13 protein-coding genes are annotated in these 15,195 nt (G+C 73.5%); 6 read left to right on the top strand and 7 right to left on the bottom strand.

The features are described 5' to 3' along the window. Window positions 1-6: 6 nt before the first annotated feature. From WQO_RS30190 to WQO_RS30175, 4 genes are all read right to left on the bottom strand, one after another. Complete coding sequence (locus tag WQO_RS30190) at window positions 7-1,509, bottom strand: aldehyde dehydrogenase family protein (protein WP_010058173.1); 1,503 nt, start codon at window positions 1,507-1,509, stop codon at window positions 7-9. A 211-nt stretch (window positions 1,510-1,720) separates the two neighbouring features. After that, window positions 1,721-2,113, bottom strand: coding sequence for a hypothetical protein (locus WQO_RS30185; protein ID WP_010058174.1), 393 nt, complete (start codon window positions 2,111-2,113; stop codon window positions 1,721-1,723). A gap of 58 nt (window positions 2,114-2,171) precedes the next feature. After that, complete coding sequence (locus WQO_RS30180) at window positions 2,172-3,425, bottom strand: cytochrome P450 family protein (protein WP_010058175.1); 1,254 nt, start codon at window positions 3,423-3,425, stop codon at window positions 2,172-2,174. After that, window positions 3,422-4,723, bottom strand: coding sequence for a cytochrome P450 (locus WQO_RS30175; protein WP_010058176.1), 1,302 nt, complete (start codon window positions 4,721-4,723; stop codon window positions 3,422-3,424). The genes WQO_RS30180 and WQO_RS30175 overlap by 4 nt, the downstream gene beginning before the upstream one ends. A gap of 215 nt (window positions 4,724-4,938) precedes the next feature. Between WQO_RS30175 and WQO_RS30170 the strand changes: the two genes are divergently transcribed. The 6 genes from WQO_RS30170 (at window position 4,939) to WQO_RS30145 (ending at window position 11,006) form a co-directional block, all read left to right on the top strand. Then, window positions 4,939-5,649, top strand: coding sequence for a response regulator transcription factor (locus WQO_RS30170; protein WP_010058178.1), 711 nt, complete (start codon window positions 4,939-4,941; stop codon window positions 5,647-5,649). Further along, a complete protein-coding gene (locus WQO_RS30165; protein WP_010058179.1) occupies window positions 5,642-7,672 on the top strand; it encodes a sensor histidine kinase in 2,031 nt (676 codons plus the stop codon). Before WQO_RS30170 ends, WQO_RS30165 begins: the two co-directional genes overlap by 8 nt. Before the next feature lie 104 nt (window positions 7,673-7,776). Further along, window positions 7,777-8,211: a hypothetical protein gene (locus tag WQO_RS30160; protein ID WP_010058181.1), complete on the top strand. Its 435-nt coding sequence runs from the start codon at window positions 7,777-7,779 to the stop codon at window positions 8,209-8,211. An 83-nt stretch (window positions 8,212-8,294) separates the two neighbouring features. Beyond that, on the top strand, window positions 8,295-8,945 hold the full coding sequence (locus WQO_RS30155; RefSeq protein ID WP_010058182.1) for a class F sortase: 651 nt from the start codon (window positions 8,295-8,297) through the stop codon (window positions 8,943-8,945). Between the two features lie 161 nt (window positions 8,946-9,106). Further along, on the top strand, window positions 9,107-10,087 hold the full coding sequence (gene sph, locus WQO_RS30150) for a sphingomyelin phosphodiesterase (protein ID WP_010058183.1): 981 nt from the start codon (window positions 9,107-9,109) through the stop codon (window positions 10,085-10,087). Window positions 10,088-10,196: 109 nt separating this feature from the next. Continuing rightward, window positions 10,197-11,006: an N-formylglutamate amidohydrolase gene (locus WQO_RS30145; protein WP_010058184.1), complete on the top strand. Its 810-nt coding sequence runs from the start codon at window positions 10,197-10,199 to the stop codon at window positions 11,004-11,006. A 41-nt stretch (window positions 11,007-11,047) separates the two neighbouring features. Here the strand turns inward: WQO_RS30145 and WQO_RS30140 are convergent, their stop codons facing one another. From WQO_RS30140 to WQO_RS30130, 3 genes are all read right to left on the bottom strand, one after another. After that, window positions 11,048-12,298: a vWA domain-containing protein gene (locus WQO_RS30140; protein ID WP_010058185.1), complete on the bottom strand. Its 1,251-nt coding sequence runs from the start codon at window positions 12,296-12,298 to the stop codon at window positions 11,048-11,050. Further along, window positions 12,295-13,551 (bottom strand): AAA family ATPase, encoded by a 1,257-nt coding sequence (locus WQO_RS30135; RefSeq protein ID WP_010058186.1) that lies wholly within the window; start codon window positions 13,549-13,551, stop codon window positions 12,295-12,297. The genes WQO_RS30140 and WQO_RS30135 overlap by 4 nt, the downstream gene beginning before the upstream one ends. Window positions 13,552-13,631: 80 nt before the next feature. Next, entirely contained in the window at window positions 13,632-15,086 is a 1,455-nt protein-coding gene (locus WQO_RS30130) for a hypothetical protein (protein ID WP_010058188.1), read from the bottom strand. Between the last annotated feature and the right edge of the window lie 109 nt (window positions 15,087-15,195).

Here is a 15,195-nt window from a genome sequence, read left to right as displayed (position 1 = left end):
CAGGCGTCAGCCGGCGAACCAGCGCTGGGGGCGCGGGTTGAGGTTCTGGTAGATGTGCTTGGACTCGCGGTACTCGGCGAGGCCGGTCGGGCCGAGCTCGCGTCCTGTGCCGGACTTCCCGAAGCCGCCCCACTCGGCCTGCGGGAGGTAGGGGTGGTAGTCGTTGATCCAGACGGTGCCGTGGCGCAGCCGTCCGGCGACCCGGCGGGCGCGGCCGGCGTCGGTCGTCCAGACGGCGCCCGCGAGCCCGTAGTCGGTGTCGTTGGCCAGCGTGATGGCCTCTTCCTCGGTACGGAAGGTCTCGACGGTGAGAATCGGGCCGAAGGTCTCCTCGCGGACCACCTTCATCTCGCGGTGGCAGCCGTCCAGGACGGTCGGCCGGTAGAAGTAGCCGCCCTCGGGGCGTACGTCGCTGGGCTTCGGGCGCTCGCCGCCGGCCCGGACGATGGCGCCCTCCTCGCGGGCGGAGGCGACGTACGCCTCGACCTTGGCGAGCTGCTGGGCGGAGACGAGGGGGCCGCACTCGACGCCGTCGAGGGTGCCCCGGCCGAGGCGGATGGCGTCGGCGCGGCGGGCCAGCTCGGTGACGAAGCGCTCGCTGATGGAGTCCTGGACGATCAGGCGGGCCCCGGCGGAGCAGACCTGGCCGCTGTGGAAGAACGCCGCGTTCAGGGCCTGGTCGACGGCGGTGTCGAAGCCCTCGTCGGTGGCGCAGGCGTCGGCGAAGACCACGTTGGGGTTCTTGCCGCCGAGCTCCAGGGCCACCTTCTTCACGGTCGGCGCGGCGGCCTGGGCCACCTTCGTACCGCTGGCGAGGCCGCCGGTGAAGGAGACCAGGTCGACGTCCGGGTGCTCGGAGAGCCGGGCGCCCACCGGGTCGCCCGCGCCGGTGACGAGGTTGGCGGCCCCGTCGGGGAGCCCGGCCTCGGCGAGCAGCTTGATCAGGTGGACGGTGGAGAGCGGGGTGACCTCGCTGGGCTTGAGCACGAAGGTGTTGCCTGCGGCGAGGGCCGGGGCGATCTTCCAGCTGGCCTGGAGGAGGGGGTAGTTCCAGGGCGCGATGAGGGCGCAGACGCCGACGGGCTCGTGGACGACGATGCTGTGGACGTCGGGGTCGCCCGCGTCGACGACCCGGCCGCCGCTCTCGTTCATCACGAGGTCGGCGAAGTAGCGGAAGGCTCCTGTGACGTCGTCGACGTCGACCCGGCCCTCCTCCAGGGTCTTGCCGGTGTCGCGGCTCTCGGTGATCGCGATCTCCTCGCGGTCCCGTTGGAGCAGCTCGGCGACCCGGCGCAGCAGCCCGGCCCGCTCGGCGACGGGCCGGTGCGGCCAGGGGCCGTCGTCGAAGGCACGGCGGGCCGCCGCGATCGCCGCGTCGGTGTCCGCCACGCCGCCCTCCGCGACGACGGCCAGGACCGTGGCGTCGGCGGGATCGAGGACCTCGCGGGTCGCGCCGGATTCGGCGGCCCGCCAGACGCCGTCGATGTGGATGGTGCTGAGCGCCGACATGTCGTTTTTAGCCTTCCGTGCCTGAAATGCCCCCTCCGGTTTCGGCCGGGGCGTACGCATGGCGGGCCGACATCCGGCGCACCAGCGGCCTGGACCCCTCCCCAGTCCGACGGAATGTATGCCGAGAATTTCACGCAGAGTGATGCGCCTCACGCGTGACGGCCTCGGCGGGCCACTTCCCGGAGCCCCCTCCCGAACGGCTCAGTGCTGGTCAGACGGGTGATCCGGGCGACGCCAGCCGGTGCGCCGCGCGCTCCCACACCTCCGGCCCCTCCCTCTCGACGGCGGCGGCGAACCTCTCCGGACGGGCGAGGAGCCTTCGGTGGCCGGGGTGGAGGGCGGTGTGCGCCAGCAGCCGGCCCGCCAGCAGATGCGGGTCCCCCGTAGTCGCCGCCGCCTGCTCCCGGTACGCCTCCCGTGCCGATGCGGCCTCACCGTGGACCAGCAGGATGTCCGCCTGGCCCGGTGCGGCGTCCGCCGCCGGGTCCGTCGCGGCGTCCGGGCGGAGGGAGAGCGCGCCCCGTACGTCACGCCAGTGGGTGCGTTCCGCCGCCGGGACGAGCCGGGGCGGCCGGGGCGGTGGGAGCGGCGTCCCGGAGCGCACCGCAGCCGCAAGAGGGGTTCGGCAACCAGGATCTTGCCGGGCCCCGCCGGTCGTGACGTCAGCCCAGGAGGACGGGGAGGGCGGCCATGTCGTTCTGCGTCATCACGGGAAGTCTGGTGATCTCCTCGTCCGGGACGGCGAGGCGGAGTCCGGGGAAGCGCGCGAACAGGGCGGGCAGCGCGATACCCGCCTCGACGCGCGACAGGGCCGCGCCGGGGCAGATGTGCGGGCCGTGACCGAAGGTCATGTGGCGGTTGCGGGTGGGCCGGGTGATGTCGAAGGCGTCGGCGTCGGGGCCGTGCTGCTCGAAGTCGCGGCCGATGGCCCGGTAGGAGATGACGACTCCCTCGCCCTTGCTGATCACTTCGTCGCCGACGGCTATGTCCTCGGTGGCGAACCGCATCAGCAGGTGGGTGGTGGGGGTGTCCCAGCGCAGCGTCTCCTCGACCACCGCGTCCCAGCCGATCTCCCCGTCGAGCACCTTGCGCAGCTGGTCGGGGTGGGAGAGGAGGGCACGTACGGCGTTGAGGACGAGTCCGATGGTGGTCTCGTGTCCGGCGGCGACCATGGCCTTGAGGTTGCCCACCACCTCCTCCTCGGTGAGCGGTTCGCCGCCCTCCTCGGCCAGGATCAGCGCGCTGGTGAGGTCGTCCGTGGGCCGGGCGGTCTTCTCCCGTACGAGGTCGGTGTAGAAGACGTCCAACTCGGCGAGCAGGGCAAGGCGTTCGTCCTGCGGGGTGAGCATGGAGAAGAACGCCTTGTACTGCCGGGTGAGCATGGCGTGCTGGGACTCGTCGACGCCCATCAGCATGCCGACGACCTTCATCGGCAGCGGCTGGGCGAAGACCGCTTTCAGGTCGACGACCCCGTCCTCGCCGCGTGCCGCGTCGAGGGCGTCCAGCAGTTCGTCGGTGAACTTCTCGATGTCCGGGCGGATCGCCTCCAGGCGGCGGGGGGTCAGCGCCTGCGAGGTCTTGGTGCGCAGCCGCCGGTGTTCGGCCCCGTCGACGGTGAACATGGAGCGCCCGGCGTCGATCATGCCGATCAGCGGCCAGGCACGTGTCACCACTCCGCTCTGCCACAGGCCCCAGGCGTCGATGTCCTTCACCAGCCGCGGGTCGACCAGGAGTTGGCGTGCCTCGGCGTGCCGGGTGACCGTCCAGGCCGGGACGCCGAGCAGATCGATCCGGGCGAGGACCCCGGCGTCGCGCAGCCGTACGGTCTCGCCGTCCAGGTCCTGGACCATGGGGTCGATGGTCATGACCCCGGCATTCCGGCCGGCTCGGGCGGCTTCGGCGTGCGGGCAGTTCACAACGCGTCTCCTGTCGTGCGTACGGGGGCGAAGCGGACGGGCAGCGCGGTCGTGCCACGCAGGAAGGCGGACGGCCGGCGGACCAGGTCGGTGGCGGGGACGGCCAGTTGGAGATCGGGCAGCCGGTCGAGCAGCACTTCGATGCCGGTACGGGCGATGATCTCGGCGATCTCCTGGGCGGGGAAGGGGCAGCGGTACTCGCCGTGGCTGAACGCAAGATGGGCGCTGTTGCCGCCCTGCCCGGAGCGGACGGCGGAGGCGGTGACCTGCTGCCGGATGTGGGGGTCCGCGTTGGCGGCGCCGAGGCCGAGCAGCAGCATGTCGCCGCGGGCGATGCTCCGGCCGCCGAGCCGGGTGTCGCGCGCGGCCCAGCGACCGGCCAGGATCTGGGTGGGGCCGTCCTCCCAGAGCACCTCGTTCATGGCCTCGGCGACGCTGTGCCGGCCGCCGGACAGCGCGTCGGCGAACTGGTCCTCGGTGAGCATCAGCCGGGTGGAGTTGCTGATCCAGTCGGCGGTCGTCAGGTGGCCGGCGGCTGTGATGGCCATCAGGTCGAGCGCGTACTCCTCGTCGGTGAACGGCCCCGGATGGGCCAGCATCCGCGAGGTCACGTCGTCGCCGGGCCGGGCCCGCTTGTCCGCGACGAGCCGCTGCATGTGATCGCCGAAGCGCAGGTGCGCCTTCTGTGCGTCGGGGCCGCCGTCGGCGAGGTCCTTGAGCACGCGCGCGATGTCGGCGCCCTCGTCGTCGGGGAAGCCGACGAGCCGGGCGAGCACGAGCACGGGCAGCGGCTCGGCGAACTCGGCGACGAGGTCGGCGGTTCCGCGGCTGCACACGGCGTCGATGAGCCGGTCGGCCAACTGCTCGCAGTGCTGCCGGATTTCGAAGGGGTCCGCCCCTTCGAGGGCGGGGACGACCATGTCGACATGGCGGCGGTGCTCGGCTCCGGCGGTGAAGTAGATGGACGGCATCGGGGTCCCCACCATGGGCAGCAGCGGCCAGTCGGCGGGGATGTTGCCCCACTGGTTCCACAGGGAGACGTCCCGGGGGTACAACTCCCCGTCGCTGGTGACCTGGTGGAGTTGCCGGTAGCCGATCACCAGCCAGGCGGGAAAGCCGCCGGGCAGCTCGACCGGGACGACGGGACCGTGCTCGCGCCGCATGGAGCGGTAGAGCTCATGGGGTTCGGCGTCGAAGCCGGGGCCCCCGAGCGCGACGGCGCCCGTACCGGCGCCCACGGGACAGCCGCCGCCGGTACCGGTCGGGGACGCGGGCGTGGCGGACGAGGGGTTCGTCATCGTACGGACTCCAGTGGCGGCGACTTCGCGCGTTGCGACCATACGATCAACGCGGCCCCACTATAAGGAGGTTCCGTGAACCCTTGGGCCCAGTTCGCTCTCATTTTCGTCCGAACCCCGAACGACGCCGGCCCGTCTTGCGCAAGGCCGGAACCCGCCCCGGCCTCCCACCGCAGTCCCGCCGCTCTACGATCGGGGGCGTGTGCGCAGACGTCATGGTCGCCGAGGACGACGAGAAGCAGGCCGAGCTCGTACGCCGCTATCTGGAACGGGAAGGACACGCCGTGCGGATCGTGGGCGACGGCCTCGCCGTGCTCGACGCCGTCCGGCACCGGGAACCCGACCTGCTGGTTCTCGATGTGATGATGCCCCGGGCCGACGGCCTGGACGTGGTGCGGGTGCTGCGGTCCGAGGGCCGCGAACTGCCCGTGCTGATGCTGACCGCTCGGTCGACCGAGGACGATCTCCTGCTCGGTCTCGACCTCGGCGCCGACGACTACATGACCAAGCCTTACAGCCCGCGCGAGCTGATGGCCCGGGTCCGCACCCTCCTGCGGCGCACCCGCAGGACCGCCGCCCCGGAGCCGGTGGCCGAGGACCCGGCGCTGCGCGTCGGCACCCTCGTGGTCGACCCGGACCGGCACGAGGTGTCGGTGGATGACCGGACGGTCGAGTGCACCCCGGGCGAGTTCCGGATCCTGGCGGCCCTGGCAGCGGAACCGGACCGGGTGTTCAGCCGTCAGCGGCTCCTGGAGGAACTCCACGGGTTCGACCGCTACATCAGCGCCCGGACCGTCGACGTACACGTCATGAACCTGCGCAAGAAGATCGAACGGGCCCCTCGGCGGCCGGAGCGGCTGCTCACCGTCTTCGGCGTCGGCTACAAACTCACCGACCCGGCGAAGGCCGCGGCCCGGCGTGCGTAGGGCACGCGGGCACGGCGCCCGGGAGCGGGGCCGGCCGGACCGGGCGCGGCTGCCGCTGCGGCGGAGCCTGCTGGGGCGGCTCCTCGCCGTCTCGGCGCTGGTGGCCGCGTGTTCGGTGGCGGCCACGGCCTGGATCGCCGTACAGACCACCTCGGGCGCCATCAAGCAGGAGCAGGGGCAGAACCTCACCGCGGACGCCCGGATCTACGACACCCTGCTGGAGTACGCCGCCCGCAACCCGACCTGGGACGGGGTCGGGGCGACGGTCCGCGAGCTGGCGCGTGAGTCGGGCCGCCGGGTCGCCCTGACCACCCAGGGCCGGCAGCCGCTCGCCGACTCCGCCACCGGGGAGGCCGCCCCGGCGCTTCCGCCGCAGGCGTCGGCCGTGGTCGACCCGTTGTCCGTGGACACCGTTCTGGCGGCGCGCGGCACCGACGGGCAGGGGACGGGCGCCGACCGGATCGACCCCCGGGCGGTGGGTCCTTTCCGGCTCTCGGCGGCCGACAGCCGGGCGTTGCGGCGGACGGCCGACGACAAGGTGGCGTGCCTGAACCGGGCGGGGATCGCCTCGGACGTGGTGGTCGGCGCGAGCGGCCGCCCCCGGGTGCAGATCGTCGGCAACGACCCCGAACGCGCGCTCGGCACCCGCTGCGATCTCGCCGCCCTGGACACGCCCACCCGTTCGGAACGCAAGGCGCTCGACGCGCTCACCGAGCTGGCCGACGCCTGCCTGAAGCGCCAGGGCCGCGAGGGCGTGCGGCTGAACAACGATCTGTCCTGGGGCGATCCGGCCCCGGTGGCCGTGCCGGGCGAACCCGGGGCGGTCGTACCGCGGCCGGTGCCCGCGCCGCGCGACGCCCCGGCGGAGCAGACCGCGCCGTCGGTCGAGATGCCGGAGCTGACCGGGGAGAACGACCGGGCCATCGCGTCCTGTGTGGGCACGGCCCGGACCGAGCAGCTCAGTTCGTACGTGGCGTCCCCCGCCCTCCTCTTCATCGGCGACGAGGGCGGCGCGACGCTGCCCGGCTTCGACCTCTCCCCGACGAACACCGCCAGGATCGCCGGAGCAGCGGCGCTCGTGCTGGCCCTCACGGTGGGCGCTTCGGTGTTCGCGGGAGCCCGGCTGGTGCGCCCGCTGCACGCGCTGACCGGCGCCGCGCAGCGGATGCGGGACGGGGAGCAGCCGGCGTCGGTGCCCGTGTCGGGGGACGACGAGGTCGGGCGGCTGGCCGCGGCGTTCAACGACATGTCGGCCCATCGGGCGCGGCTGGAGGAGCAGCGCAAGGCGATGGTGAGCGATGTCGCCCATGAGCTGCGCACCCCGCTGAGCAACATCCGGGGCTGGCTGGAGGCCGCCCAGGACGGACTGGCCGACCCCGACCCGGCGTTCGTCTCCTCGCTGCTGGAGGAGGCGGTGCTGCTCCAGCACATCATCGACGACCTCCAGGACCTGGCGGCGGCCGACGCGGGGGCGCTGCGCCTGCACCCGGAACCCGTCGAGGTCCGGGAGCTGCTGGGCCAGGTCGCCGCCGCGCACCAGGCGCGGGCGGAGAACGCGGGCGTCACGCTCGCCGTCACGGCAACCGCCCCGGGCCCGGCGTTGAGCGCGGACCCGGTCCGGCTGCGGCAGGCAGTGGGGAACCTGGTGTCCAACGCCGTACGGCACACGCCGGAGGGCGGGCGGGTGACGCTGCGTGCGTACGCCTCCGAGGATGGCTGCGGGACGGTCGTGATCGGCGGCGGGACGGTGGTGATCGAGGTGACCGACACCGGATCCGGTATCCCCGCGGACGACCTCCCCCATGTCTTCGACCGGTTCTGGCGCGCCGAGAAGTCCCGCAGCCGCCGCACGGGCGGCAGCGGCCTGGGCCTGGCCATCGTCCGCAAACTGGTCGAGGCGCACGGCGGCACGGCGGAGGCGACGAGCACCGAGGGCGCGGGGTCGACGTTCGCCCTCCGGCTGCCCGGGGCCTCGGAGCAAGACCACCGTCCGGCCCCTGATGGGATGACCACAGCGTTCTGACAGCTTCTTCACATCTCCACGCCAGCCTGGCGGCATGCCCCGTCCCCGGTGCGAACCGGCATCCGGGACCGTCATGGGGCCGAGTATGGAATGGAGCCATCCGTATGACCGCTTTCCCCTCGCGCACCACCCTGCGCGCCGCATTCCTCGCCGCTGTCGCGGCCGGCGCGGTGCTGGTCCCGTCCGCCGCAGCCTTCGCCGACGCCTCCCCGAAGCCGTCGGCGCCCGTCAAGGCCACACCGTATCCGGAACGGAGCGAGGCCGCCGCGGAGGCCCCGCAGGACGCCGCCCCGGCAGTGACCCCGCGCGGCGGCGTGGCGGCGGGCGACCGCCCGGCGCCGGCGCCGAAGCAGGCCGCGCCCGCGGAGGCCGCCCCGGCGGTCACCCCGCGCGGCGGTGTCGCCGCCGGTGAACGCCCGGCCGTCAACGGCGACAACAGTACCGCGCTGCTCGCCGGTTCGGTGGCCGGGGCCGCGCTGCTCGCGGGCGCGGGCACCATCGTGCTGCGCCGCCGCTCGGCAACCGGCCACAACGGCTGACCCGACCGCTGACTGTGGCGCCGCCCCGCACCGGGGCGGCGCCACACCCACGCCCCCGCCCCGCCCTGATCCCGGAGTCTTCTGTGCCGTCGCCCCGTACGTCCCACCGCTTCCGGCGGACCGCCGCCCTGCTGACCGCCGTCGCGGCCTGTGTCGCCCTGGCCGGATGCTCGTCCGCCGAGCCCTCGTCCGCCGAGACCTCCGCGGCCACGGCCGCCGGGCCCTCCGCGTCGGCGCGGGACGAGGCGGGCTCCGAATCGACCGCGCCGCCCCGGGCCGACGAGACGGAACGGTCGGCTCCCACGGAGGTCTCCATCCCCTCGATCGGCGTGCGGAGCACCCTCATGGAACTGGGCCTCAACGCGGACGGCACGGTCGAGGTCCCGCCCGCGGAGAAGGGTATGACGGCGGGCTGGTACCGCGGCGGGTCCGTACCCGGCGCACCGGGCCCGGCGGTGCTGATCGGCCACAACGACACCCGCTTCGGCCGGGCCGTCTTCCACGACCTCAAGAACATCCGCGACGGCGCCGAGGTGCTGGTCCGCGACGGAGCGGGGAAGACCCTGCGCTTCACGGTCACGGGGAAGGAAACGGTCAGCAAGAAGGCCTTTCCCACCGAGAAGGTCTACGGCCCGACGAAAGGCAGCACGCTGCGGCTCATCACCTGCGACGGGGAGTTCGACGCGGAGGGCCACCCGGTGGACAACCTGATCGTGTACGGCGCCCCCGCCTGAGCGACGGCGCACCGGAGTCGGCGGATCCGGCCGGCTCCGGCCGGGATCCGGATGGCAGCCGATCGGACAGACTCGTGCCACCCGATGTCTACCCGTGGGTAACTGCCGCTGCTTGGATGGGGGTCGCCCGGTACGCCCCCCACTCGACCACAGGAGACCTCGTGCCGAACACCGCGTTCCGCCGCCTGACCGGCGTCACCCTGTCCGCCGCGCTCGCCACCGCCACCCTCGCCGCGAACGCTCCGCAGGCAGCGGCTGCCGAGACCCCGTCGCTGCGGGTGCTCTCGTACAACGCGTTCCTCTTCAGCAAGACGCTCTACCCCAACTGGGGCCAGGACCACCGGGCGGCCGAGATCCCGAAGACGCCGTTCTTCCAGGGCAACGACGTCGTGGTGATCCAGGAGGCCTTCGACAACGGTGCCTCCGACGCGCTGCTGCGCAACGCGGCCGCCCAGTACCCGCACCAGACCCCGGTGGTCGGCCGGAGCAAGAGCGGCTGGGACGCGACGGGCGGCTCCTACTCGGCGACGACGCCGGAGGACGGCGGCGTCACCATCCTCAGCAAGTGGCCGATCGTCCGCAAGGAGCAGTTCGTCTTCAAGGACGCGTGCGGTGGTGACTGGTTCTCGAACAAGGGCTTCGCCTACGCGGTGCTGAACGTGAACGGCGCCCGGGTCCACGTCGTCGGCACCCACGCCCAGTCGACCGACCCCGGCTGCTCGGCGGGCGAGGCGGCGCAGATGCGCAGCCGGCAGTTCAAGCAGATGGACGCGTTCCTGGACGCGAAGAACATCCCGGCCTCCGAACAGGTCGTCGTGGCGGGCGACTTCAACGTCGACGGACACTCGGCGGAGTACGCGTCGTTCCTCTCCGACGCCGGCCTGACCACCCCGGACTCCCGGACAGGCCATACGTACTCCTTCGACACCCGCGACAACTCCATCGCCTCCGAGCGCTACCCCGACGACCCGCGCGAGGACCTGGACCACGTCCTGCACCGCACGGGCCACGCGAAGCCGTCGGGCTGGAAGAACGACGTGATCAAGGAGCAGAGCGCCCCGTGGACGGTGTCCAGCTGGGGCAAGAAGTACACGTACACGAACCTCTCCGACCACTACCCGGTGATCGGCTCCGGCCAGTAACCGTCCTCTGACGTGACGGTCCCCCGGCGGCCTCGCCGGGGGGCCACCACCCGGGCGGGCACGGGAGACTGGTGTGCTACGAAGACAGCACACCGGAGGAGACGTACCCGTGAGCGACCCCCGACAGCCCTTCACCCTCAGCCCGGGCGCCCCCGACTCCCCGGTCCTCCTCCACGTACCGCATGGCTCCCGCCGCATCCCCCACCACGTGCGCCGGGGGATCGCGTTGGACGACGCCGCCCTGGAGCGCGAGCTCGATCACATCACCGACGCCCACACCGCCGAACTGGCCGCGGCTGCGGCGCGGATCGCCCCGGCCGCCCCGTGGCGCTTCGTCAACAACCTGTCCAGGCTGGTCGTCGACCCCGAGCGCTTCCCGGACGAGCGGGAGGAGATGCTCGCCGTCGGCATGGGCGCCGTCTACACCCGCACGACCCACCGCGAACCGCTGCGCCCGCCGGAAGGCGACCCCACTCCCCTGCTGGCAGCGTACTTCCACCCCTACGCCGCCGCGATGACCGAGGCGGTCGAGGCACGCATCGCCGCCGCCGGCCGCGCGGTGGTCATCGACGTCCACTCGTACCCGACCGAGCCACTCCCGTACGAGCTCCACGGCACCGGCCCCCGCCCGCCCGTCTGCCTGGGCACCGACCCGTTCCACACCCCGCCGGAACTCCTCGCGGCGGCGGAGGCGGCGTTCAAGGGCCGCGTCGGCCATGACGGCGTCGGGCACGACACGCCGTTCGCCGGTACGTACGTTCCTCTCCGGCACTACGGAACGGACCGCCGGGTCACCGCGCTGATGATCGAGATCCGCCGCGACACGTACATGAGCGAGCCGGGCGGGCCTGCGGGACCGGGACTCGACACGCTGGCGGAGGCGCTGGCGGAGCTGGTGGGGAGCGTCACTGCCCGGTGACCGGCCCCCTGCGGCGAGGTCCGGCCCGGCCGCAAAGGCGCTCAGCCGATCTCCACCACGCGCGCCCACGCCGGCGGCCGTCGAGGGACGTAGTCGGGGTTGTCCTCGTTCCAGGAGTTGCGCCTGTGGTCCCTCGGGAACAGGCCGATGACCGTGCGGCACGACGGTTGTGCCGAGGGCCACGGTGTCTGGCCGTCCGTCAGAACGACGATGGCGTCGGGGCGGGGGTGGGAGCGGAGCGCCTTGGCGAAGCCCGTACGCAGATCCGTGCCGCCACCGCCGACCAGCGGGATGCCTTCCGCCTGGCACAGCGGGTGGACCACCCGGGTCGCCGCGTCGCACGCGAGGACGGTGACCAGGTCGCGTCGGCCGCCCACCGCGCGGGAGATGGCGGCGACTTCGAGGAGGGCGCTGCCGAGTTCGGCGTCGCTGACCGAGCCGGAGGTGTCGATGACGACGGAGACCCGGGGCGGTCGGCGGCGGAGGCTCGGCAGGACGACGCCGGGGAGTCCGGTGGAGCGGCGCGAGGGCCGCCCGTACGTGTAGTCCTCCCCCGCGCCGGGGCCCGAGGCGGCCGAGCGGACGGCGGCGCCCAGCAGCTCCCGCCAGGGCTGCGGAGGGTGGAACGCCTCCTCCGCCCACCGCTTCCACCCCTTCGAGGCGTTTCCCGGGCGGCCGGTGATGCCCTGGGCAACGCGGAAGCGGACGGCGTCCTGTTCGTGTGCGCTGAGCCCGTGCGCGCCGTCGGGCCCCAGGTCCCATTCCCTCTCCAGTCCGTCGGCGCCGCTGCCGCAGTCCAGCCAGGCGAGGTTCTGGGTGCGCGGGCCGAGGCGGAACTGGTACAGGTAGTCCTCCATGAGCTCCCCGGACTGGAGGTGCAGCGTCGACGGATAGACGGCGCCCTTGGGCCGGGCCAGGCCGTCGCCGTACACGTCGTCGTTGATCTCGCAGTCGGCGGCGATGTTCATCCGCAGCCGGTTCCCCGGGCCGGTCAGCCCCCGCTGCCGGGCGACCCGGTCGCTGCGCCCGTGGTGGTCGCGCAGCAGGTGCGACACCTCGTGGACCCAGACCCCGGCCAGCTCCTCGACCGGGGTGCGGGCGACGAAGGACGGGGAGACGTAGCACCGCCAGTACCGGTCGACGGCCATGGTCGGGACCTCCCGCGACTCCACGGTGTGCAGGGCGAACAGGGCTGTGGCCAGGTAGGGGCGGGCCCGGGCGGCCTGCAGACGTGCGGCGAAGAGTTTGTCCAGGTCCAGGTCGAGCGCGCCCGGCGCGTCCGCCGTCGTCATCGGCCCGCCTTCGCTCCGACGCGGGCCACCCGGTCCGCCGCCCGGTCCGCCCGCTGGGACAGGGAGACCACTCCGGCGAGGTGCTCGATGGCGGCCGGTACGTCCCAGTCCTCCTGGCGCAGCGAGGCGAGAGTGGTGGCGGGGACGACCACCAGGTCGGGGGCTCCGGTCTCCAGCGCCCGGACGAGCAGCGCCCACGCCGCGTCCCAGCGTGCCCGGTCCGGGCGGGTACGGACCGCGGCGACGGCCCCGTCCAGTGCGGCCTGCCGGAGATCGCCGCGCTCGGGCAGGGCAGCGTTCGCCGGATCGGCGAGGAGGTCCTCGGGGTCGGGAAGGTCCATCCGGTCCAGGCTGGCCAGCAGTTCAAGGCCCGGGCCATCCCCCACCGTTCCCCTGACCAGCAGGGACAGCACCTCCCTGGAGGATCCGGCGGCGGTCGCGAAGGCGATCAGGTTCAGCGTCATGTCCCAGCTGCGCGGCGACGGCCACGGGCCGCCCCGGCGGGTCTCCGTGGTGGGCAGCCGGTGGACGAGCGTGGGGCGGGCGGAGAGGAGCCCGCATACCGCGCGCCGGGCGAAGTCCACCGCCTCGGGCAGCTTCTCGGGGTCGAGGCGGGGCAGCGTCGCGCGGGGCCAGGTGCCGGCGAGTCCGCGGACGACGACCTCGTGGTCGTGGGTCCACTGGAGGTGGACGAACCGGTTGGCGAGCGGCGGGCTCAGCTCCCAGCCGTCGGCCGCGGACGAACGCGGATTGGCCGCCGCCACGATCCGTACGCCGGGCGGGAGTTGCAGCGCACCGATCCGCCGCTCCAGTACGAGGCGCAGCAGCGCGGCCTGGACGGCGGGCGGTGCGGTGGAGAGTTCGTCGAGAAACAGCAGGCCCTTTCCCGCCCGTACGAGGCGGACGGCCCAGTCCGGCGGGGCCATCGGCACGCCCTGTTCGGCCGGATCGTCGCCGACGATGGGCAGCCCGGAGAAGTCGGACGGCTCGTGCACGCTGGCGATGACGGTGGTGAGCGGCAGGTCCAGGGAGACGGCGAGCTGGGTCAGGGCCGCGGTCTTGCCGATCCCCGGCTCGCCCCACAGCAGGACGGGCAGATCGGCGGAGACCGCCAGGGTCAGCGCCTCCAGCTGGATGTCGGGGCGCGGCTCGGTCGTGGTGTCGCGGAGCAGGCTCATCAGCACGTCGGCGACGGCGAGTTGGGAGCCGGGAGCGGGGGTCGTGGGCGCGGAGGGCGGCGTGTTCGTGAGCATGAGTGATCACCTGAGGGTGTGCGAGAGGGCGAGTGGGAGCGGGGCGGGCAGAGGTGGCCCCTGGGGTCGTGAACCCCGTATCAGCTGACGGTTGTTGTGTGGCGCGGTCGTCGGGCCCTGCGCGGGCGCGGGTCGACGAGGCGGCGGGGGTCCGAGCGGCGGCGGATCGGGCCGGGGCCGAGCAGGTCGGCCCGGAACAGTCCGTAGGTGATCCGACGTCGGGCCGCGGCTTCCAGTTCGTCCCGCAGGGGGCCGTCGCGGAGCACCGCCTCGGGGCCGAGCAGCCCCTCGACGACGGCCAGCGCACCGGCGATGTCCCCGTGGTCGAGGCGTTCGCGCACACCGGTGAGGCAGTCGGGCCGTCGGTGTGCCTCGTCGATGACCTGGAGGCAGGGCAACGGCGTACCGGTGAGGGCGACCAGCAGTTCTTCGCGGCGGATCTCGGCCGGGTCGTGGTCCAGCGGCGCGAGGGCCCCTTCGACCAGGCCGATCCTGTGCTGGGCTCCCCGGCATTCCACCAGGCGCGTGGCTCCGGCCCCGCCGCCGGTACGTGAACGGGTCGGGGCCGAAGCCGGCGGCGGGAGGTCCGGCACGAGCGCCCGCGCGACCAGTGGGTGCAGTTGCCCGGCCTCGATCGCCCCGGTGCGGAGCAGGTCGAGGTCGGGCAGCACCCAGGTCGCCGCGTCCGGCAGCACCGGTGCCGTGGACGAACCCGAATCCGGCAGCAGCGCCGCGAGCCGCGCGGCGGGTGTGCCCGGGCCGTCCCCGTCGGCCTCCACGCGGAGAAGCAGCCGGCGTCGGCCGCCCAGCCGCACACTCACCGTGCCGCCCGGCCCCCGCCCCTCGGCTCGGAGCAGGGTCGCCGCCTCCACCGCCCACCGGTCGACGGCACAGCGGAGGTCCGGTGGCACGGCGCTCCACAGATCCGGGTCAACGGCCTGATCAGCGTGCCCGGTTGACCGGTCGTCGGCCCCGGAGCGGTGCCGCAGCTCATGGGCCCTGCGCGCATCCCACAGGTGGCGGTGCAGATCGAGGCGGAAGCGGCGGTTCGGATGCGGGTGGGGGTGTCGGCGGGCGTTGGGATCGGTGTGCGAGCCGTCCCACAGCGCGAGGCTGATCCGCTGCCCGGCGTCCGCCCAGGCGGGCGGGGTCCGCACGACCAGGTGCAGCGGGCCCGGCCCGTCACGGCCCGGTGGGTCGTAGCGGGCCAGGTCGATCGTCAGCCCCGGGCGCAGCAGTCCGTGCGGGGCGATTCTCGGCATGTGCCAGCGCAGCAGGTCGGGTGCCAGGTGGCGGAGGTCCGCCCGGATGCGGGCGGCGAGGGCCCGGCCGTGGCTGCGTGCCACGGAACGGAGTTGGAGATCGACGTCGACGCCTGCCGCGGCGCACGCTCCTGCCCAGTCCCCGGCCTCGCGGCGGGCGGTCGCAGTCTCGATCATCGAAGCCGGCACGGCGAACTCACGCACGCGCGGCCAGAAGGAGGGGGAAGGAGAAGAGGACGGGCGGGAATCCCGGTTCGCGGTCGAAGGGAGCATCAGCACTCACCTTGCGCGGACGGGTCCCCCAATCTGTTCATGGAGTGGGTCATCGCGGGGAGCTTAGCTCCGGTCACCGGGATCTGCCAGAAGTTTCTTCAGCGCCATG

It is taken from the genome of Streptomyces globisporus C-1027 (genome assembly GCF_000261345.2).
GTDB lineage: Bacteria > Actinomycetota > Actinomycetes > Streptomycetales > Streptomycetaceae > Streptomyces > Streptomyces pakalii.
This window is presented reverse-complemented; position numbering and strand designations above follow the sequence as displayed.